The sequence below is a fragment of the Kitasatospora sp. NBC_01266 genome, from assembly GCF_036242395.1.
GTDB lineage: Bacteria > Actinomycetota > Actinomycetes > Streptomycetales > Streptomycetaceae > Kitasatospora.
The window spans coordinates 812,814-832,451 of the sequence record NZ_CP108458.1; the positions used below are offsets into that span (position 1 = coordinate 812,814).

At 70.1% G+C, this 19,638-nt stretch carries 13 protein-coding genes; 4 read left to right on the plus strand and 9 right to left on the minus strand.

Going from position 1 to position 19,638, the window contains the following annotated elements:
* The first annotated feature begins 52 nt into the window (after positions 1-52).
* From OG403_RS03695 to OG403_RS03710, 4 genes are all read left to right on the plus strand, one after another.
* Positions 53-1,378 (plus strand): hypothetical protein, encoded by a 1,326-nt coding sequence (locus OG403_RS03695; RefSeq protein WP_329561377.1) that lies wholly within the window; start codon positions 53-55, stop codon positions 1,376-1,378.
* Positions 1,375-2,631, plus strand: coding sequence for an MFS transporter (locus OG403_RS03700; RefSeq protein WP_329561378.1), 1,257 nt, complete (start codon positions 1,375-1,377; stop codon positions 2,629-2,631). Before OG403_RS03695 ends, OG403_RS03700 begins: the two co-directional genes overlap by 4 nt.
* 100 nt (positions 2,632-2,731) lie before the next feature.
* The gene (locus tag OG403_RS03705; protein WP_329561380.1) at positions 2,732-3,964 is read left to right on the plus strand and encodes a hypothetical protein; all 1,233 of its coding nucleotides are present in this window, start codon (positions 2,732-2,734) and stop codon (positions 3,962-3,964) included.
* A 96-nt stretch (positions 3,965-4,060) separates the two neighbouring features.
* Positions 4,061-5,065, plus strand: a complete 1,005-nt coding sequence (locus tag OG403_RS03710) for a phosphotransferase family protein (protein WP_329561381.1) — start codon at positions 4,061-4,063, stop codon at positions 5,063-5,065.
* A 75-nt stretch (positions 5,066-5,140) separates the two neighbouring features.
* Here OG403_RS03710 and OG403_RS03715 read toward each other — a convergent pair whose 3' ends face one another.
* The 9 genes from OG403_RS03715 to OG403_RS03755 form a co-directional block, all read right to left on the minus strand.
* Positions 5,141-5,980 carry a M55 family metallopeptidase gene (locus tag OG403_RS03715; protein ID WP_329561382.1) on the minus strand — a complete coding sequence of 280 codons (840 nt, stop codon included), beginning with the start codon at positions 5,978-5,980 and terminating at the stop codon, positions 5,141-5,143.
* 47 nt (positions 5,981-6,027) lie between these two features.
* A complete protein-coding gene (locus OG403_RS03720; protein ID WP_329561383.1) occupies positions 6,028-6,867 on the minus strand; it encodes an SAM-dependent methyltransferase in 840 nt (279 codons plus the stop codon).
* 183 nt (positions 6,868-7,050) lie between these two features.
* Positions 7,051-8,394: a hypothetical protein gene (locus tag OG403_RS03725; protein WP_329561384.1), complete on the minus strand. Its 1,344-nt coding sequence runs from the start codon at positions 8,392-8,394 to the stop codon at positions 7,051-7,053.
* A gap of 51 nt (positions 8,395-8,445) precedes the next feature.
* The gene (locus OG403_RS03730) at positions 8,446-9,594 is read right to left on the minus strand and encodes a hypothetical protein (RefSeq protein WP_329561386.1); all 1,149 of its coding nucleotides are present in this window, start codon (positions 9,592-9,594) and stop codon (positions 8,446-8,448) included.
* Positions 9,595-9,671: 77 nt separating this feature from the next.
* Entirely contained in the window at positions 9,672-10,799 is a 1,128-nt protein-coding gene (locus OG403_RS03735; RefSeq protein WP_329561387.1) for a hypothetical protein, read from the minus strand.
* A gap of 105 nt (positions 10,800-10,904) precedes the next feature.
* Positions 10,905-12,002: a hypothetical protein gene (locus tag OG403_RS03740; protein ID WP_329561388.1), complete on the minus strand. Its 1,098-nt coding sequence runs from the start codon at positions 12,000-12,002 to the stop codon at positions 10,905-10,907.
* 283 nt (positions 12,003-12,285) lie between these two features.
* Complete coding sequence (locus tag OG403_RS03745; RefSeq protein ID WP_329561389.1) at positions 12,286-13,374, minus strand: hypothetical protein; 1,089 nt, start codon at positions 13,372-13,374, stop codon at positions 12,286-12,288.
* A gap of 22 nt (positions 13,375-13,396) precedes the next feature.
* Entirely contained in the window at positions 13,397-17,395 is a 3,999-nt protein-coding gene (locus OG403_RS03750; RefSeq protein WP_329561391.1) for a discoidin domain-containing protein, read from the minus strand.
* 12 nt (positions 17,396-17,407) lie between these two features.
* Positions 17,408-19,603 (minus strand): hypothetical protein, encoded by a 2,196-nt coding sequence (locus OG403_RS03755; RefSeq protein WP_329561393.1) that lies wholly within the window; start codon positions 19,601-19,603, stop codon positions 17,408-17,410.
* Positions 19,604-19,638: the final 35 nt, after the last annotated feature.

Consider the following 19,638-nt stretch of genomic DNA (forward strand, 5'->3'; position numbering starts at 1 on the left):
TGACCACGGCGCCCGAACGGCCGGGAACCGACGAGAAGGGAGGCGATGGCCCGTGAAGCTGCTGATCGCGAACGAGGTCGACCCGATGCTGTCCTGGGTCGACTGGCGGACCTACTCGCAGCGGCTGCTCTGGTTCGCCAAGGACGGCGACGCGCTGGTCCTGCCGGGCATACCTGACGCCGCCTTCCTGCGGCACGTCGCCGGCCTCACCGGGGTGGATCCGCGGACGGTCTCGTTCCACGTGCCGCCGGCCGGCCGCTACCTGGGCAAGGTGGTGGACCCGTACAGCCTGCTCGACGAGAACTTCGTCTCCGGACTGGCGAAGGCACTCGCCGACAAGGCGGACCCGGTCACCGAGATCCTGTCGTGCTGGCCGAGCCCGGTGCTCCCGCAGCTGGCCGGGCGGTTGGGGCTGCGCCACCTGGTCGCGGGCGCCGACTTCATCGAGCAGGGCGGCGGCGACCTGGCCAACAGCAAGGCCACCTTCCGGGCGCTGGCGGCCGCGGCGAACGTTCCGATCACCCCCGGTGCGGTCTGCCACACGGCGCACGACGCCGAGCAGGCCCTGCCCCGGCTGCTGCGCGGCACCGGCGTGGTCCTGGTGAAGCAGTCGCACAACGGCGCCGGTGCGGGCAACCAGCTGGTGGTGCGCGATGATTCGCACGCCACCGGTCATGTCGGGGCGAAGTTGCTGCACCGGCTCGAGCCGGGCCCCGAGGCGATCCGCGACTATCTCGCCGAGCACTGGGACTGGGCCTCCCAGGGCGGCCACTACCCCGTGGTCATCGAGGAGTTCAAGCCGGCCTCGCGCACCGTCTACCTCGAGTTCGTCGCCGACGACGCCGGGGTCAGGCACACCGCCACCGGTGAACTCGACTACCAGGAGCGCCGGTTGGTGCGTGAGTCGACACCGGCGCACGGCCTGTCGGTCCGGCTGCGCGCCGGGCTGCTCACCGCGGCCGCCCAACTGGCCGAGCAGTACCGGGCGATGGGCTACCGCGGCTACATGAGTGCCGACGCGATCGTCGACGGCGCGGGGGGCTTCGTCTTCACCGAGATGAACGCCCGGGTGACCGGCTCACTGCACATCTACGGGCCCATCGCGGGCGAGGTGGTCCGGGCCGACCAGGCGCCGCAGCGGACCGTCAGCCAGCACCGCACACCGGCCGGGTGGCAGCCGATGGCGCTGGAGGAGTTCCTCGCGGCGGCCGAGGAGGCCGGCTGCGGATACGACCCTGCTTGGCGGCGCGGCGTCCTGGTCGCCATGCCGCCGATGCCCGGAGTGCGCGGCGGCTTCGACTTCTGCGTCGTGCACGGCTCGAGCACGGAGGAGCAGGACATCCTCCGCGCACTCGACACCCGCCTGCGGGCCGAATGACCGGGCGTGCCGCACTCGGCCTGAGTCCGCTGCGCGAGTCACCGGACTTCCGGCGTCTGTGGGTGGGCCAGGGACTGTCCCAGATCGGGGGGCAGCTGACGGTCTTCGCCGTCGCACTCCAGATGTACCGGCTGACCGGCAGTTCGGCCGCAGTCGGGGGGCTCGGCCTGGCGGTCGCCGTGCCGAACATCCTCTTCGCCGTGCTCGGCGGCAGTCTGGGCGACGCGGTCGACCGGCGCCGACTCGTGCTGGTCACGAGCTCCCTGCAGGCCGGGGTGTCCGCGCTGTTCGCCGCCCAGGCCCTGGCCGGCCTGCGCTCACCCGCGGTGCTGTACGCGCTGGTGGTGGTCCAGTCGCTGGTCGGCAGCGTGAACGCACCGGCCCGGCGCACCTTCATGGCCCGGCTGCTGCCCCGGGAACGGCTGGCGGCGGGTGCCGCGCTCAACACCCTGGCGCTGCAACTGGCCGCGGTGCTCGGACCGGCCTGCGCCGGGCTGATCGTCGCGCTCTGGGGTCTGCGCGCCTGCTACGCGCTGGACGCGATCAGCTTCGGCGCCGCCCTCTACGGCGTCGCACGGCTGCCGGCCATGCCACCGGCACCCGGTGCGCCGCGGCCCGGCCCGGCCGCCATCGGCGAGGCGTTCGGCTTCGTCCGGCACCGGAGCGAGGTGGCGGGCGCCTTCCTGACGGATCTGTCGATCGGGCTGGTCGCCTCGCCGACGGCGCTGCTGCCGGCGCTCGACGCCGAGCGGTTCGGCGGCCGGACAGGGGTGCTCGGGCTGCTGACCGCGGCCGGGGCGGTCGGGGGCGTGCTCGGCTCGGCCTCTTCGGGCCTGGCCGGGCGGGTGCAACGGCCGGGCCGGGGCGCGCTGGTCGGCTGCGCGGTGTACGGCCTGGCGGTGGCCGGGCTGGGCCTCGCACACTCGCTCTGGCTGGCGCTTGTGCTGCTCGCGCTCGCGGGCGCCGCCGACACCGCCGCGGTGGTCTTCCACTCGACGGTGGTCCAACTGGTGACGCCGGACCAGCTCCGGGGCCGGATCAGCGCGCTGGAGTACGTGGTCGGAATGGGAGGCTCCCAGCTGGGGCGGTTCCGCGCCGGCGCGATCGGGACGCTCACCGGCACCACGGCCGCGATCACGGGCGGCGGCCTGGCCGCGGTCGGCGCAGCCGCGCTGGTGGGGGCGGCACTGCCGGCCTTCACCCGGTACCGCGTGAACGGCCCGGCCGACGCCCGTCCGGCGCCGGTCGGTTGACATCTGGTCGGCAGCGGTCGGTCGACGTGTGGTCGGCAGCGGTCAGTCGACGTGTGGTCGGTCGATGTGTGGTCGGCGGTCGGGAACAGGAAGGAAAGCCATGCACGTGGTGCTGATCGGGGCCCGACCGGAGGCGGCGCGCGCCCTGCTGGACGGCGGCCACCGGGTGACCCTGCTCTACGAGGGCACCGAGCACGCCCGACTCCCGGCGCTGCGGGCCCGGCTCGCACACGCCTGCGCGGTCGACTCGTACCTGGTGGTCGAGTCGCTCTGGTCGGCCCTGCACCATGTCGGGGCGCTGGCGGACGGCGTGGACGCGGTGGTCTCGGTGCAGGAGCACGGCATGGTGCCGGCGGCCCTGCTCGGCCGGCTGCTCGGCGCCCGGGCGCTCGCCCCGGAACTGGCCCTGCGCTGCCGGGACAAGGCGCTGCAGAAGGCGGCCTGGCGGGCGGCCGGAGTGCCCACTGCGGACTGGCTGGTCCTGCCCGACGCGGGTGCCGAGGCGGAGCCGGTCAGCCGAACCGTGGCCCGGGCCGGGGTGACCGCGCCCTATGTGGTGAAGCCGACCGCCGGCGCGGCCACCATCGGTGTCGCCGCGGCGGCGGACGGGCCGGCCCTGGACCGACTGGCCGCGGAGCTGATCGCCGACTCCCAGACCCGCCGCCGGCTGCTGGTGGAGAGCCGGGTCCCGGGCGACGAGTGGCACGCCGACGGGCTGGTCCGCGACGGGGCGCTCGAGGCACTGCTGGTCTCCCGCTACCGCACACCGCTGATCGAGACCAAGCAGGGGCACCCGAGCAGCACCGTCTCGCTGCTGCCGCGCCGGCACCCCGAGGTTTACCGGGAGGTCGCCGACCTGACCCGGCGCGCGCTCGCCGCGCTGGGGCACGGCGACGGTGTCTTCCACTTCGAATTCTTCGGCGCACCAGGCGCGTTCACGGCCGGCGAGCTGGCCGCCCGGCCCGGTGGGCATTACATCGGGGCGCTGGTACAGCGGGTCCTCGGAGTGGACATCTGGGCCGCCGCCGCCCGTATCCTGCTGGGTGAACCGGTGCCGGTGGCGGCGGGGGCCGGGCAGCGGGTCGTCGGGTTCACGGACATCCCGACCGTGGCGGGGCGGCCCAACCGGCTGACCCGCGAGGAGGTCGAAAGCATCCCGGGGGTCGTGGAGTTGGAGATCAAGATCCCCCCGGGGGAGGTGATGCCCGACATGAGCGCCAACTCCGGGATCCGGATCGGAACGGCGCTGGTCGAGGCGGCAACCGAGCAGGACTGCCTCGCGGCTCTCGACCAGGTGACAGAAACCGCCCTGAAGGCCAACCAGGCACCCTGAAACCTGATCTGACATCCTGTCACATCACACGCAGCTCCTCCCGAGCGCCGACCGTCGGCCACACCCGCTCCGACCAGCGAAAGGGGACCCGGTCCCATGGAGTACCAGTCCGTCGAACGCGCACCCGAGGATTTCCAGCAGCCGGTTTCCCCGAACCTGATCGAGGCGATGTGCCGCCGGGCGTTCGGCGACGACGTGACCGTGCTCTCGGCGGTCGAACTCGGTGGCGGCATGTACAACACCACCTACCGGGTCGACCTGGAGCAGCACGGGCCGTTCATCCTGCGGATCGCACCGGAGCAGGCCCGGCAGTACCGCAGCGAGCGCGGGCTGATGCGCAACGAGCACGCGAGCGTGCCCTACCTCGCGCCGATCGCGGCACTGATGCCGCGCACCGTCGCCGCCGACTTCACCCATGACCTCGTCGACCGGGACTACCTGTTCCAGACCGAGCTGCCCGGCCTACCCGCACCCGAGGGACTGGCCGGCTACCCGCGGCCCCGGTGGCGTTCGTTCTTCGCGCAGTTGGGGACCATCGCGAGGGCGATCCACAGCGTGCGCGGACCGCGCTTCGGCCCGGTCGCCGGCCCCGGCTTCGGCTCCTGGAGCGAGGCCGTGCTGGCCGGATTCGAGGAGGCCGCGGCCGACCTCGGCGATGCCGGACTGGACGCCAAGGACGTGCTGGAAGTCGCCGCCCTCGCGGACCGCGACCGCGCGGTGTTCGACGAGATCGCCGAACCCCGACTGCTGCACGGAGACCTCTGGACGATCAACCTGATGGTCTCGCCGGACGCGCCGGAACCCACCATCACCGGGGTCTTCGACGGCGACCGCACCAGCTTCGGTGACCCGGAGGCCGACTGGGTGATCTTCATGGCCACCCGGCGCCCCGGCACCGAGCGGGACTCCTTCTGGGAGACCTGGGGGCCGCTCGGGGACAGCGCGCAGGCGCGCCGCCGCCGCCTCTTCTACCAGGCCCGCCACACCGCGGCGATCCGCCTGGAGGCCCATCGCCTGAACCAGCCGGACGACGCCGCCACCACCTACGAGGACATGCGTCGGCTGCTGGCCGAGCTGGGAGCCCAGGGGCTCGAACCCTGAACCTACGACTTCCGCTCGGGTGGCCGGCGCTGGCGCCGGCGCCCCGGCACGCGCCACGCGGTGTGTCGCCTCGGGTCACTCGGCGATCGCCCGGGTGAGCACCACCACGGCGACGAAACCGCGGTACAGGCGGACCGGGTCGGTGTCGGTGAGGTGCACGGTCAGGTCGTCGTCGCGCACCGCACCGTTGATCCAGGTCGCCATCTCGGCCAGATCGGCATTGCGGAACCGGACGGTGAGGGTGGCGGGGAGCTCGATCGCGGGGAGGTTGATCGCGGGGACCGCGGCGTCCGCCAGCCGCTCGACCGCCGCCCGGGCGGCCTCCCGGATCACCTCGCGGGCCTGCGCCGGGTGCATGCTGTCGGCGGCGAAGCGCGACACCGAACTCTTCACCACGGCGGCCCGGATGCCGGGGCAGAACGGCTCGATCTCCGCCACGGTGGTCCGGTCCCCGGTGATCAGCACCACCGGCACCCCGTGCCCGAGGGCGACCAGCGCGTTGATGCCGCTCTCCCCCACGGGTACGCCGTTCAGCCGGACCTCGGCGATCGCCTTCGGGTTGTAGGTGTGCGACAGCGTCGAGGGCGCACCGGACATCGACCCGTGGTAGGAGACGAAGAAGACGGCGTCGAACGAGGCGTCGAGGCCCTGCATCATGTACAGCGGCTTGTGACGGCCCGACAGATACCGTGCCAGCCCGGCGAGTTCGTCCGGACGGAGGTTGGCCATCGCCCCGTGCGAGTCGTTGACCAGGAACTCGCACGCGCCTCCGGCCATCGCGCCCTCGATCGCGGCGTTCACCTCGGCTTGGAGGAGGCCGCGGAAGTAGTCGTACTGGGCGCCCGAGGATCGGCACTGGTCCCAGTCGACCACCCCTGCGGTGCCCTCCATGTCGGACGAGATGAAGATCTTCAACGGGTGCCCCTCCTATGCGGGGTGCGGACCGGCGGAGTTGGGAATGCTCAGCGCTGGCCGGCGAAGACGCCCCAGCGGAGCCGACCGTCGCGGCATGCGTCGATCCACCGCGCCAGGTTGTCGTCGAGCTGGTCCAGATAGGCGGGACTGATCACCCGGACCAGGTCCTCCCGGTGCTGGGCGGTCTCCTCGGCGAGCCGCAGGTAGTGGGTGAGAAGGTGGCCGGTGAGATCCTCGAACTCCGCTGATGCCAGGCCGAGTCGGGCCAGCTGCTCGTGGTAGAAGCCCGGCGTGGCGAGGGCCTCGATACCCAGTCGCGCGATGACCGGGCGCAGGGTCTCGGGCGGGCAGTCGTCGGCTGCCATCACGTCGGTGAAGAGCAGCCGGCCGTCGGGCTTGAGGACGCGGGCGGCCTCGGTGAGTACCGTCGCCCGATCTCCGCTGTGGCACAGGGCTTCCTGGGACCACACGACGTCGAAGGTGCCGTCGGGACAGGGGATCTGCTGGAAGGATCCGGTGACGACGTCGATGAGCCCGGCGAGCCCGCGCTCGGCATTGGTCTCGCGGTGGCGCTGGTTCTGCCGCTCGCTGATGTTCAGCGCGACGACCTGGCAGCCGAACCGGTCGGCCAGATAGCGGGCCGCGCCACCGTAACCGGATCCCAGATCCAGCACCGTGCCACCAGCGCCGAGCCGGCCCGAGGCCTTGGCCGCGAGGTGCGCCACGGTCCGCCGGGAGGCGGTCGCGATCGATTCGCGCGGGTCGGCGTAGATCCCGGTGTGGATGTCCTCGCCGCCCCACACCGCGGCGTAGAAACCATCGACATCGCTGGTCTCGTAGTAGCGGCGCGTCGCTTCAGCGGTGCTCGCCGGGGTTTCGCGGGTCACGGCAGCCGTCCTCCGTCGGTGATGCGGTTCCGGGTCCCCTTGATCGCGGCGTCCGCTGGTCCTGGGAAGCCGGAGGGGCCGAGGATCACCCTAGAGCGGATCGTGTCAAAGTGCGTGAATCCACACGCACTTGACTGGATGTCGCGCTCGGCTCGGGTCCGTTCCGCACGGGCTCGTCGACCGTCAGGCCAGCCCACCGATCCCGAAGGGGACGAAGAAGAACGTCTTGCTGGGATACGGACCGCTCCCACCCATGAGGGGCACGGGAGTCGCCACAACCTCGGCGTCCTGGGGCATCGGAAAGCAGAAGGAGGTGTTCTTCGCGACTGACAGCGTGTAACTCCCCGCGGACCGCCGGACGGTGAATTGAAAGCCGTAATTTCCTTCAGCATCCCCGAAGATCATTCCATCGCTGGCGAACCTCATCGTCCTCGCCACGTTCAGCGGAACAACAAGCTGATGGACCGCATTCCCACCCATGACCTTCGCTGATCCCCTCACGTCGAGCCCTCCCTTGACGACAGCGCTGCCCTCAACCTCAAGGCCATCGTGCGCGATCGTTTTGCCATGGACCTCAAGGGGACCCTTGGAGAGGCTGGTGCCGACGATGATTCCCTTTCCACTGGCCTGCAAGACGTCGAGTGCGTGAACGGCGCCACTGACCACGAGCTTGTCGCGCACGTGCAGGTTCTGCGCCGTCGCGCTCCCATCGACCGTGAGGTCGTCATGGGCATGGGCCTTGCCGTAGACGTTGAGATGGCCGACTTCGAGGTCGGGCTTGTCGACGGTGACGGCGGTGGTGAGGGTGTGGATGAAGCTCGCGTCTTCGGCCGAGGTGGCCTGGAGCATGAAGCCGGTGGTGTTGTGCAGTTTGGGTGAGGTCCACTTGGGTTCGGTATTGACATCCGGGTCGGACTGATCGTCCCAGTACATGACGCAGGTGCCGTTCTGGATCTCCCAGGTGAGCGTGACGGGGTCGCCGTTCGCCACCATGATCCTGCTCGGGCGCAGATTGCGGAACAAGAAGCCGGGTGGCGCCTTGTCGACCGTGATCCGGACCGGATCCTTCGGCGTGAAGTTGCCGTTGGTGGGTGAGGTCTCCTCGATGACCTCGATCACCGGCTTGCCGACCACCTTGTTGATCGGAATCTGCGAGATGACCAGGGTCACCGCCCACTGCCCCGTGAACTGCGGCGCCCGACCCGGGGTGAAGGTGAAGACCCGCTTGTTCCCCTCCGCGACGGCGGTCGCGCTCCAACCGTTGCCCTGCTCCGGCAGTGTGCCGCCAGTGACGGACTGCTTGATGTCGTCGTTGTTGACGGTGGTCAACTCCGCCGCACCGGCACCGATCGGGATCTTCACGATGATCTTCTTGCAGTACGCGGCCGTCGTCATGGTCCGGCCCACCGTGATGTCGAGCCGGCCGGTGACCGGATCCTTGTCGGTACTCGCGTTCAACGGATCCGTCGGACTCGTCGCGAGCGAGTAGCTGAGCAGCGCATCGGCGGAAGTGGCGTGGATGGCCATGCTGTCGTCCTTGTCCGGAGGTTCAGGAGCCTGGGGCGGGGCCGAGCTTCGTCATGCCGGGTCCGGCAGACGACCACCTCCGAACGCGTGCCAGACGAGGTTCTGGGCATGAGCGGTCTGCCTCGTCCACCTGAGACTCACCACCTCGCCGCTGAGTACGGGAATGGAGACATACCGCCAATTCTGAGCGCTCGTTCCCGGAGGACTGTCCAGGTCGTAGGAGGCTCCGCCGACCTGGATGGCAAGAGCACCCGACAGGACCCTGACCACGAGAATCCCGTCACTGTTCGCCGTGGTATTGGCCCACTGATTCAGCGGGGAACTGAAATTGATCACTTGCCTGGTCATGAGGTTCGATACGCCTTCGACAGCCAGCCCGCGGTGCACGGCGAGGCCGTCATGGGCCTCGGCCTCGCCATAGACGTTGAGGTGGCCGACTTCCAGGTCGGGTTTGGCGACGGTCACGGCAGTGGTGAGGGTGTGGACGAAGGTGGCGTCCTCGGCCGAAGTGGCCTGGAGCATGAAGCCGGTGGTGTTGTGCAGCTTGGGCGAAACCCACCTGGGTTCGGAGTTGACGTTCGGGTCGGACTTGTCGTCCCAGTACAGGACGCAGGTGCCGTTCTGGATCTCCCAGGTGAGGGTGACCTTCTCGCCGTTCTCCACCATGATCTTGCTGGGGCTCAGGTTGCGGAACAGGAAGCCGGGCGGCGCCTTGTCGACCGTGATCCGGACCGGATCCTTCGGCGTGAAGCTACCGTTGGTGGGCGAAGTCTCCTCAATGACCTCAATCACCGGCTTGCCGACCACCTTGTTGATCGGAATCTGCGAGATGACCAGGGTCACCGCCCACTGCCCGGTGAACTGCGGCGCCCGACCTGGCGTGAAGGTGAAGACCCGCTTGTTGCCCTCCGCCGTGGCGGTCGCGGTCCAACCACCGCCCTGCTCAGGCGCGGTACCACCGATGACCGACTGCTTGATGTTCTCGTCGTTGACCGTGGTCAACTCCGCCGCACCGGCACCGATCGGGATCTTCACGACGATCTTCTTGCAGTACGCGGCCGTGGTCATGTTCCGGCCCACCGTGATATCGAGCCGGCCCGTGACCGGATCCTTGTCCGTACTCGCGTTCAACGGATCCGTCGGACTCGTCGCGAGCGAGTAACTGAGCAGCGCATCGGCGGAAGTGGCGAGGATGGCCATGCTGTCGTCCTTGTCCGAGGGTCAGATGCGTGGAGTGAACGGAGTTGGAGGTCGGTGCGGCAGAACACCCGCAGGACTCACCACGGAACGATTCCCAGGAACTCCAGCTCGCCGTCGCCGAAGGAGCACCAGGACAGCGTGGCCTCGATATCCTGCCAATAATACTGGAGGAAGTGCATGCACTCCCCCTGCTGCAGCGGGACGGAGAGGGTCTTCTCCTCATCCCCGGAGCCCACGTCGGCGCTGAACCTGGCGATCAGGTCGTGATGGTCGCTACCCTCGGCTCGAATCCGCAGGTCGATGTTCCTGGCATCGGGACCGGTTCGCCTGAAGGTCACCGCCACGATGCCGTCGGTGGTCGCCCGCCAGTCACTGCTGTCCGCCATCGCGACCGGCGGGTGGCGGCGCAGGATCCTCGCCTTCCCGTAGACGGTGAGGTCGCCGATCTCGAGATCGGGCTTGTCCACGGTGACGGCGGTGGTGAGGGTGTGGATGAAGCTGGCGTCCTCGGCCGAGACGGCTTGCAGCATGAACGCGGTGGTGTTGTGCAGCGCGGGCGAGGTCCACCTGGGTTCCTTGCTGACGTCCGCGCCGGGCTGGTCGTCCCAGTACATGGTGCAACGGGCGTTCTGGACCTCCCAGGTGAGGGTGACGGGATCACCGTTCGGCACCATGATCTTGCTCGGACGCAGATTGCGGAACAGGAAGCCGGGCGGGGCCTTGTCGACAATGATCGTGGTGGTCTTCGCAGTGAAGTTGCCGTTGGTGGGCGAGCTTTCCTCGATGACCTCGATGACCGGCTTGCCGACCACCTTGTTGATCGGGATCTGCGAGATGACCAGGGTCACCGCCCACTGCCCGGTGAACTGCGGCGCCCGGCCCGGGGTGAAGGTGAAGACCCGCTTGTTGCCCTCCGCCGTGGCGGTCGCGGTCCAACCGTTGCCCTGATCCGGCGCGGTGCCACCAGTGACCGACTGCTTGATGTCGTCGGTGTTGACGGTGGTCAACTCCGCGGCGCCGGCGCCGATCGGGATCTTGACCGTGATCTTCCGACAGTACGCGGCCGCGGTCACATCCCGGCCGACCGTGATGTTGAGCCGCCCGATGACGGGGTCCTTGTCGGTGCTCGCGTTCAGCGGGTCCGTCGGGCTGGTGGCGAGGGCGTAGCTGAGCAGTCCGTCGGCGGAACGGGTGTAGACGGTCACGCGGTTCTCCTGGCCTCGAGCTTCAGCTGTGTTGGGGAGCGGTCGAGTTGGAAGTGGTCGGCGCGGGCGGTGGCTATCTGGTTCACATCTGAACCAAGCCGCTCATCAGGGCATCGGCAGGCGTTCTCCCCCAAAGCCGTACCAGTCGACGAATGCACCCCCTACCGCACCGATCCATTTCAGCTCCACCCTCCCTCCCTTGAGGATCGGGAACGTTCGGGGGTTGGTGTCTTCCGGAATGACGTAAGTGCGCCCGCCGCCGCCGGGTTTGTAGACAGACAGCTCCAGACGCCCTGAGTTGACCTTGACCTCGAGGAGCCCGTCAGTAGGCGCAGTAGCCGCCTTGGGCCACTGGTCAGTTGGTGCGGACAGACCGTGCCAGCCCAATGCGGAGGCTGTCCCCCGGTGGGTCACGTCGCCGCGAATGTCGAGGTTGCGAACTTCGAGGTCCGGCATGTTGACCATGACGGCGGTGGTGAGGGTGTGGACGAAGCTGGCGTCCTCGGCCGAAGTCGCCTGGAGCATAAAGCCGGTGGTGTTGTGCAACTTGGGCGAGACCCACCTGGGTTCCTTGTTGACGTCCGGGTCGGACTGGTCGTCCCAGTACAGGACGCAGGTACCGTTCTGGATCTCCCAGGTGAGGGTGACCTCCTCGCCGTTCTCCACCATGATCTTGCTCGGGCGCAGGTTCCGGAACAGGAAGCCGGGCGGCGCCTTGTCCACCGTGATCCGGACCGGATCCTTCGAGGTGAAGTTGCCGTTGGTCGGCGAGGTCTCCTCGATGACCTCGATCACCGGCTTGCCGACCACCTTGTTGATCGGAATCTGCGAGATGACCAGGGTCACCGCCCACTGCCCGGTGAACTGCGGCGCCCGACCCGGGGTGAAGGTGAAGACCCGCTTGTTCCCCTCCGCCATGGCGGTCGCGGTCCAACCACCGCCCTGCTCCGGCGCGGTACCACCGATGACCGACTGCTTGATGTTCTCGTCGTTGACCGTGGTCAACTCCGCCGCACCGGCACCGATCGGGATCTTCACGACGATCTTCCGACAGTACGCGGCCGTCGTCATGTTCCGGCCCACCGTGATATCGAGCCGGCCGGTGACCGGATCCTTGTCCGTACTCGCGTTCAACGGATCCGTCGGACTCGTCGCGAGCGAGTAACTGAGCAACGCATCGGCGGAGGTCGCGTGGATGGCCATGCTGTCGTCCTTGTCCGGAGGTTCAATCGCCTGGAGCGGGGCGAAGTTGGAGGTAGCCGGCACGGGCGCTGGGGACCGGGTCGTCCGGTGGGCGGCCCTGTCCACCTGGAGGACGGGCAGTTCACCCCAGTTGGGCACCGGGCCAGCAGCTATGTGGGGCTCGACCGAGGTCCAGTCACCGTGCCAGGCGGCGGATCAAGGCAGGGTGAGATAACCGCGCAGTCACGCCTACCGACAGGTGCGGAGATGCGCCGCACGTCGACCGCAGCCGCATGCATCCCGGTCAAATTGGCCCACCGAATCCGAACGGAACAAAGAAGAACGTGCTACTGGGGTACGGCCCACTTCCACCCATGGGTGACGTTTTCACGACAACATCTGCATCCTGAGGCACCGGAAAGCAGAAATATTCACCCTTTCCGAAGTTCAGCGTGTAGCTTCCCGCCGAACGTCGGACCGCGAACTCCAACTCGTGCCCCTTGTTGCTATTCCCGAAGATCATTCCATCCGTACTGAACTGCATGGTCTTCGGCTCTTTCATCGTAACCGTGAGACTGTGCACGACGCCTCCCGCCATGATTTTCGCAATTCCTCCAATTTCGAGGTTGCGAATTTCGAGGTCGGGCTTGTCCACGGTGACGGCGGTGGTGAGGGTGTGGATGAAGCTGGCGTCCTCGGCCGAGACGGCTTGCAGCATGAACGCGGTGGTGTTGTGCAGCGCGGGCGAGGTCCACCTGGGTTCCTTGCTGACGTCCGCGCCGGGCTGGTCGTCCCAGTACATGGTGCAACGGGCGTTCTGGACCTCCCAGGTGAGGGTGACGGGATCACCGTTCGGCACCATGATCTTGCTCGGACGCAGGTTACGGAACAGGAACCCGGGCGGGGCCTTGTCCACCACGATCGTGGTGGTCTTCGCGGTGAAGTTGCCGTTGGTGGGCGAGCTTTCCTCGATGACCTCGATGACCGGCTTGCCGACCACCTTGTTGATCGGGATCTGCGAGATGACCAGGGTCACCGCCCACTGCCCGGTGAACTGCGGCGCCCGGCCCGGGGTGAAGGTGAAGACCCGCTTGTTGCCCTCCGCCGTGGCGGTCGCGGTCCAACCGTTGCCCTGATCCGGCGCGGTGCCACCAGTGACCGACTGCTTGATGTCGTCGGTGTTGACGGTGGTCAACTCCGCGGCGCCGGCGCCGATCGGGATCTTGACCGTGATCTTCCGACAGTACGCGGCCGCGGTCACATCCCGGCCGACCGTGATGTTGAGCCGCCCGACGACGGGGTCCTTGTCGGTGCTCGCGTTCAGCGGGTCCGTCGGGCTGGTGACGAGGGCGTAGCTGAGCAGTCCGTCGGCGGAACGGGTGTAGACGGTCACGAGGTCCTCCTTTTCCGAGGGTTCAGGCGCCCGGCGCCGGGCGGAGCTGGAGGTACCCGGCCCGCGCGGTCGGGATCGGGTCGTCGGGGTGGTCGGCGCTGTCGGCCTGGAGGATCGGCAGCTCGCCCCAGTCCGGCACCGGGCCGGCGGTGACGTACGGCTCCGCCCAGGTCCAGTCGCCGTGCCAGGCGGCGGGGCGGGGCATCACCAGGCCGCTGCCGGGCGCGTCGGTGCTGACGGCGAAGGAGCGGATGGCCACCGGGGCGGCCAGGGCGCCGGTGAAGCGCAGCCGCAGATAGCGGGTGGAGACCGCCGCGTCGTGGTGGATCTCCGCACCCGCCGGGTAGTCGCCGAGCGGGGCCCAGGAGCCATCGGCGGCGGTATCGGAGTACTCCAGGACGCTCGCCGGCGTGGTGTTCCGGCCGGTGAGGTCGCCGGGGTAGAGGTCGACGCGGTCGACGCGGCGCGGTTCGCCGAGGTCGACCAGCACCCAACTGCCCGCGCTGACCTGCTCGGTGCTGAGCCAGTAGGTGCTGACGTCGCCGTCCAGCAGGTTGGCGAGCGGGAAGCCGTCGGCGGCGCCGAGCGGGGAGGTGACTTCCTGTTCGCCGGCCCGGGTGGGGGCGAGCAGCGGGTCGAGGCGGAACGAGACGCGGATCCGGGCCAGCGCCTGGTGGACCAGGTCGGCGTCCAGGCCGAGGGCGGCGACGGGCAGGATGCCGGTGGTCGCGTGCACGGCGGTGTGCGGGTCGGCGAGCAGGGTGAGCTGATGGGTGACCAACTCGTCGCCGGGGCGGGCGGGCAGGGCGAGGTCGTGGCCGTGCCCGATGGGCCGCACGTAGTCGCTGCCGCCGGGCGCGGGGGCGACCGCGTTGATCTGGGTGTAGTCGGTGACGCCGCCGGGCCCGGTGCTGCTGGCGTAGTAGCCGATCAGCCCGTCGGTGAGGCGCTCGGGGTCGCCGAGCTTGATCGGCCACTCGTAGCCGGGGTAGTAGTCCTCGGGGGGCGGCTTGAGGGCGTCCCAGCCGGAGCTGGTCAGTGGCGGGCCCTGGAGTTCGATGCCGAGTTCGGCGCGGATCAGGGCGACAGGACGTCCGGCGAGGCGGGCCGGGGTGCGGTCCTCCTGGACGCTGGGGTCGGTGATGGTGTCCAGGGTGGTGTCGATGGTGTCCCTCAGGCGCTCGAAGGCGGCGGGCAGCTGACGCTCGGTCAGTTCGAGGATCAGGCCGGCCAGTTCCGGGAACACCTCGACGAAGTCGGCCGGCCCGGCGTAGGGAGCGTGCGGCAGCGGGTTGAAGGCGGTGCGGGTGCCGTCGCCGACCACCCGCAGCTCGCCGAGCGGCGCGCCGTCGGGGGCGTAGACCAGCAGGGTCTCGTCGAGGTGGTTGAGCAGCAACCAGCCCACCACCGGGGTCTCGGCGGCGATGGCCGGGTCCGGGGCGGCGGCGGTGTAGCGGGCGCCGTCCCGCGAGCGGACCGGTGCGAAGCGCATCCGGGTGTCCTGCAGCAGGCGGGGCGGGAGTTGGAAGAACCGGTCGGCTGCCGCGACGCCCTCGAAGAGCGGCTTGTCGGGCTTCACGCTGTCGGCGTGGGCGGTCGGGAGCTTCAGGTAGTTCTGCTGCTGGAGGTTGGTGGCGTCGCAGGCGCGGCCGAAGCGGTCGATGATCCGCAGGTCGCGGAAGTAGAACTGGCCGGCCCGCACCGGCTGGAAGCGGTCCGGGGGCGTCGTGCCGAAGGCGCCGGCGGCGGGGACGGACTGCGGGTCGCCGAACCGCCAGCCCTCGTCCGGTGCCGGCAACATGCGGGCGGCGCCGTCCTGTTGCAGCAGCCAGTCGTTGAAGCCGTCCAGGGTCTGGGAGAGCAGGTCGAGCTTCTCGTAGTCCTCGCGCAGGGCGCGCAGGCCGACGGTCTCCGACTCGGGATAGCTGTCCAGGTAGCGCTCGATCTGGCGGCGCAGCACGTAGGAGACGGTGGGGGCGAGGTAGCAGCGGCTGGCGAAGGTCAGCCAGCGCATCTGGTCGTCGCCGGTGGAGTCCTCGCCGCTGCGCTGGGCGCCGGTGCCGTTCCAGTGGTAGTCGGTGCCCTTGTCGGTGGTCTTGAAGGTCCAGTGGTCGGTGTTGTCGCTGTGGTACGGGGTGGGGCAGTAGTGCAGCTCCCACTGCAGGTACATCGGGGCCCACGGCTGCTGCCAGATCGCCGTGTACTCGGCCAGGGTGCCGCGCAGCTTGCCCGCGGGGTCGGCGAGCGCGGCAGCGAGGGCGTTGGTGGTGCCCGAGGTCGTGCGGTACGCCTGGTCGAGCAGGTCGCACTCGGCGAGCAGCGCCGCGCAGGCGGGCGGTAGGTTCCGCAGGTCGGGCACGAGTGGGGTGGTGGGCACCTCAACCGGCGTGCCGTTGATGACGATCGAGGTGAGCAGTCCCGTCGCGATACGGCAGGGCAGCGGATCGTCCTCGTCGCGGCTGAGCGGTTCGCTGGCGCCGGTGCCTTCGATGACGACGACGGGGTCGGCGGGGCGGTAGAACGGCTCGCGGGCGAGGCGCCTGAGTTCCAGGGTCGAGGGCAGGCCGCGCTTGCGGGCCTCCTCGTCGATGGCGGCCTGCTGCAGTTCGGGGGTGAGGCCGTGCGGGAGGCCGGCCAGCAGGGCGGTGGTCTGGGCGAGCAGGGTCTGAGCCTGGGCGGCGAGGCTGCCGGTGGTGCCCGGGGCGAGCTGGGTGGTGGCGGCGGCATCGAAGCCCGGCGGGTGCTCGCCGGGCTGGCCGAGCAGCCACCACAGCGTCCACAGGCGCGACTGGGCGTCGCGCAGCAGGGGGGCGAGGGTGTCGTAGCGGGCCTGGGCCTCGTTGAGTTCGGCCAACCAGGCGGGCACCGGTGGCAGGTCGACGGGCTCGTCGCTGGGCCGGGCGACGATCTCCCAGACGTGGCCGCCGTCGCTGCCGGAGAACCAGGCCCGGCGGGTGGCCTCGTCCAGGTCGGTCTCGCCCTCGACGGTGCCGTAGGTGTCGATGGTGCCCCCGAACAGGGCGCTGACCAGGTCGCCGGTGCGCGGGTTGGTCTGCCGGGTCACCAGGGCCGCTGCGGCGTCCGCGGTGCTGTGGCCGATGGCGACGGTCTGGTGCAGGGGCTGCGGGCGGGCGTCCGGTTGGGGGTAGAAGTTGAGCTGCCGCCAGGGGATGCCGAGGCTGTGCCCGGCGTACAGGGTGCGCTGCGGGTCGGGCGCGCCGGCGGGCGCGGCCCAGCCCAGGGCGGCGAGGATCTCGCGCACGCCGCTGACGCCCTCGGGCAGCAGGCCGGGGATCTCGGCGGCCTTGGCGAGGATGTCCGAGGCGGGGTCGGAGTACCAGCCGATCACCTGGTAGCTGAGCTCGGTGTCCGGCGGGTAGAGGTTGACCTCGTCGGGGTCGTCCTCGTGCTTGATGTCCTGCAGGGTGTCGTGGAACAGGAAGACGTCCTTGTGGTAGATCGCGAAGGCGGCGAAGGCCGGCAGGCCGGGCCCGACCGCGGTCAGGAACAGCTTGCGGGGCGCGCCCTCGGGTTCGGTCCACGGAGCGTCGGTGAGCTTGTGGTGGCGGCCGATCCAGTCGGTGTGCGGATCGGTCTCGCCGCCGCCGGGGCTGCGGGTGGTGGCGAAGCGGGTGGTGCCGTAGCCGAGGCTGCCCGCGTAGTCGCTCTCCTCCAGGTAGTCGGAGTGCACCACCCAGCCGGTGGCCTTGCGCACGCCCAGCGGGGAGCGGTGGTAGCGCACGACGAGCCAGCGGTTGGGCACCAGCGGGAAGGTGGTCTCGCCGGTGGCCGGGTCGTAGTGGCCGCGGGCGAGCGCCTCGGGCAGCTCCCACTGCACGTGCAGGCCGTCGTCGTCCGGGCTGACCCCCTGGTCGCTCTGCCCGGGGCCGGGTTCGGCGATGCCGTTCTCCTCGATCATCGCGTCGAAGTTCGGGTACCAGCGGGTGAACAGGTCGCCGGCCCTGACCTTGTCGTTGACTTGGAGGGTGCGCACGCGCACCGGCACGATCAGATCACTCATCGGGTGGGCTCCTTACGGCCGGGGCAGCAGCAGTTGTTCGAGCGGGGCGTTGACCAGTTGGACCGCGAACTCGCTGGGCCGCAGCGTCTGCTTGCCCAGCGCCCGGGCGAGCGCGGGGACCAGGCCGTCGGTGCCGAGCAGGTTCAGCACGTCCTCGCTCCCCCGGCGCAGGAAGCGGTCGAAGACGCTCGTCCCGTCGTCGGGGAAGTCGCGGCCCAGCGAGGCGCCGAGCGCCGGGGTGGTGTCGGGGGTGAGCTGGCGCAGTCCGAGCACGCCCTCGTCGTCGATGCCGAAGTGGATCCCCTGGCCGGGCTCCCGGATGGTCAGCGAGTCCGGCAGCTCGGCGAAGAGGATCAGCAGCGTGTCGGGGGCGAGGTGGGCGCGGCGCAGCTCGGCCAGGTCGCGCGTACCCTGGCGGGCGATGAGGATCATGTCGGGCCAGGCGGGCACGAGTTGGGAGCGCAGCAGGAGTCCGGCCTTGGGCCGGGCACCGGTGCTGCGGGCGGTGGTGGCCGCGCGCAGGGTGTCGTTGAGGCGCTGGTCCATGGAGCTGTGGATGCCGACGCCGGCGGCGCCGTCGATGAGCGCGTCGACCCATTGCTCGTCGATCGCGAAGACCCGCAGCGACTCGTCGGGGAGCATGTCGGGGTGCGGGACGAGGTAGTGGAAGGGCACACCGCGCAGCAGTCCGAGGCGGTCCAGCCAGTTGGGCATGGAAGCGGTGCGCGCGTCGGCGGTGGCCCGCAGCGCGCTGCGGGCGGCGGCCGTGGACAGGGTGGCGCGGGCCTCGGCGCGGGTGAGCGTGATGCGCGGTGCGCGGCGTGGCACGTCGAGCGGGTCGACGGGCGGTGCGGCGAGCGCCTCGGCCAGCGGGGTTTCGGCGAGGGTGCGCAGCCAGTCCAGGCCGCGGCGCGGCACCGGGTCGCCGGCCTGGGCGGCGCGGGCGGAGCGGGCCGGGTCGCCGGCCAGTTTCATCATGGCTGCGGCCTGGTTGGCCAGTTCGCGTCGCGCGCGGGTGACCTCGGCGGCGTAGTCGGGGTCCGCGAGGCCGATCGCCCGGCCCAGCGTCCAGGCGGCGGCGTAGCTGACGTCGAAGAGACCGTGGTCCTCCTCGTAGATGAGCAGGTGGTCGGCGGTGGTGTGGTCGCCGGGGGTGGCGGGCACCTCCGGGGCGGTGACGGGGGTGCAGGGGCCGCGGTACCAGGCGTAGCCGAGTTCGCCGGAGAGCACGCGGTGCGGGACGGGGACGTAGCCGAGCTTCAACCGCTCCTTGACGTAGGTGTCCTCGGGGTCGGAGCCGCTCGTCGGCTGGGGCTCCAGGCGCAGGGTGAGCCGCTCGGGGTCGGTGCTGTTGCCGGGCGCGACCAGGTTCTTCAGCAGTCCGGCCGCGTCGAAGTGGGCGTGCTCGTCGCTGGTGAACGACCAGGTCCACAGCGTGCACAGGCGCAGTTGCGTCTTGTCGCCGGGAATGGTGCCGGCCAGCGGCTTGTCGTGGCCCTCCAGCGAGACCAGGTGCACGGTGTAGGCGCCGCCGACGCACGGGAAGCGGTTGGCGGTCAGCACCGCGTAGTCGCCCTCGGTCAGGACCTCGCCCTCGAAGCGGCGTTGGGCCTTCTCGACCTTGCGGACGTGGGCGAGGTAGGACAGCTCGTCCTCGGTGGGGATCAGTTGCCGGAAGAGCGCGACGGGGACGTCGATGGTGCGGCAGGTGCTCGCCTCGATCTCCTCGGCCTGGGGGCCGATGGCGGGGGGCAGCACGCCGCTCTCGGTGGGCCTCTTGAGTTGGGCGACGGTGCGGGAGGTGGCGAGCCCCATCGCGTCGGGGTCCTCGGGCAGTTCGCCCTCGCGGAAGACCATCAGGGCCAGCCAGGGCGCGCGGGCCTCGACCCGGGACCACTTCGGCTCGCGCTCCCACGGCAGGATGGAGCGGTTGAGGGTGATGTGCGGCAGGACGAGGGAGTAGTCGCCGGAGCCACCGGGGGCCGGGAAGACGGCGTGCACGGAGGAGGGGTCCAGCACGTACTGGACCGCCCGGACCTCGAACTCCTCACTGGTGGTGGGGAGTTTGTCCGGCGAGTTGGCCGGGCCGTCGATCTCGCCGGTGGCGTCCTTGAGGACGTGGCGCACGTCGACGCGGTAGGTGCCGGCGGTGATGGCGGGCAGCAGGTGGTCGTGGAAGGTGATGTCCAGCTCGGGCAGGCTCGGCACGTGGATCCCCTCGGACGGTGGCCGGCGGTGGCGGG

What these genes read in the sequence shown, in the direction of transcription:
- OG403_RS03700 (WP_329561378.1), top strand. Translation starts at nt 1,375, where the DNA reads ATGACCGGGCGTGCCGCACTCGGCCTGAGTCCGCTGCGCGAGTCACCG.
- OG403_RS03710 (WP_329561381.1), top strand. Translation starts at nt 4,061, where the DNA reads ATGGAGTACCAGTCCGTCGAACGCGCACCCGAGGATTTCCAGCAGCCG.
- OG403_RS03750 (WP_329561391.1), bottom strand. Translation starts at nt 17,395, where the DNA reads ATGAGTGATCTGATCGTGCCGGTGCGCGTGCGCACCCTCCAAGTCAAC.
- OG403_RS03740 (WP_329561388.1), bottom strand. Translation starts at nt 12,002, where the DNA reads ATGGCCATCCACGCGACCTCCGCCGATGCGTTGCTCAGTTACTCGCTC.
- OG403_RS03705 (WP_329561380.1), top strand. Translation starts at nt 2,732, where the DNA reads ATGCACGTGGTGCTGATCGGGGCCCGACCGGAGGCGGCGCGCGCCCTG.
- OG403_RS03725 (WP_329561384.1), bottom strand. Translation starts at nt 8,394, where the DNA reads ATGGCCATCCACGCCACTTCCGCCGATGCGCTGCTCAGCTACTCGCTC.
- OG403_RS03730 (WP_329561386.1), bottom strand. Translation starts at nt 9,594, where the DNA reads ATGGCCATCCTCGCCACTTCCGCCGATGCGCTGCTCAGTTACTCGCTC.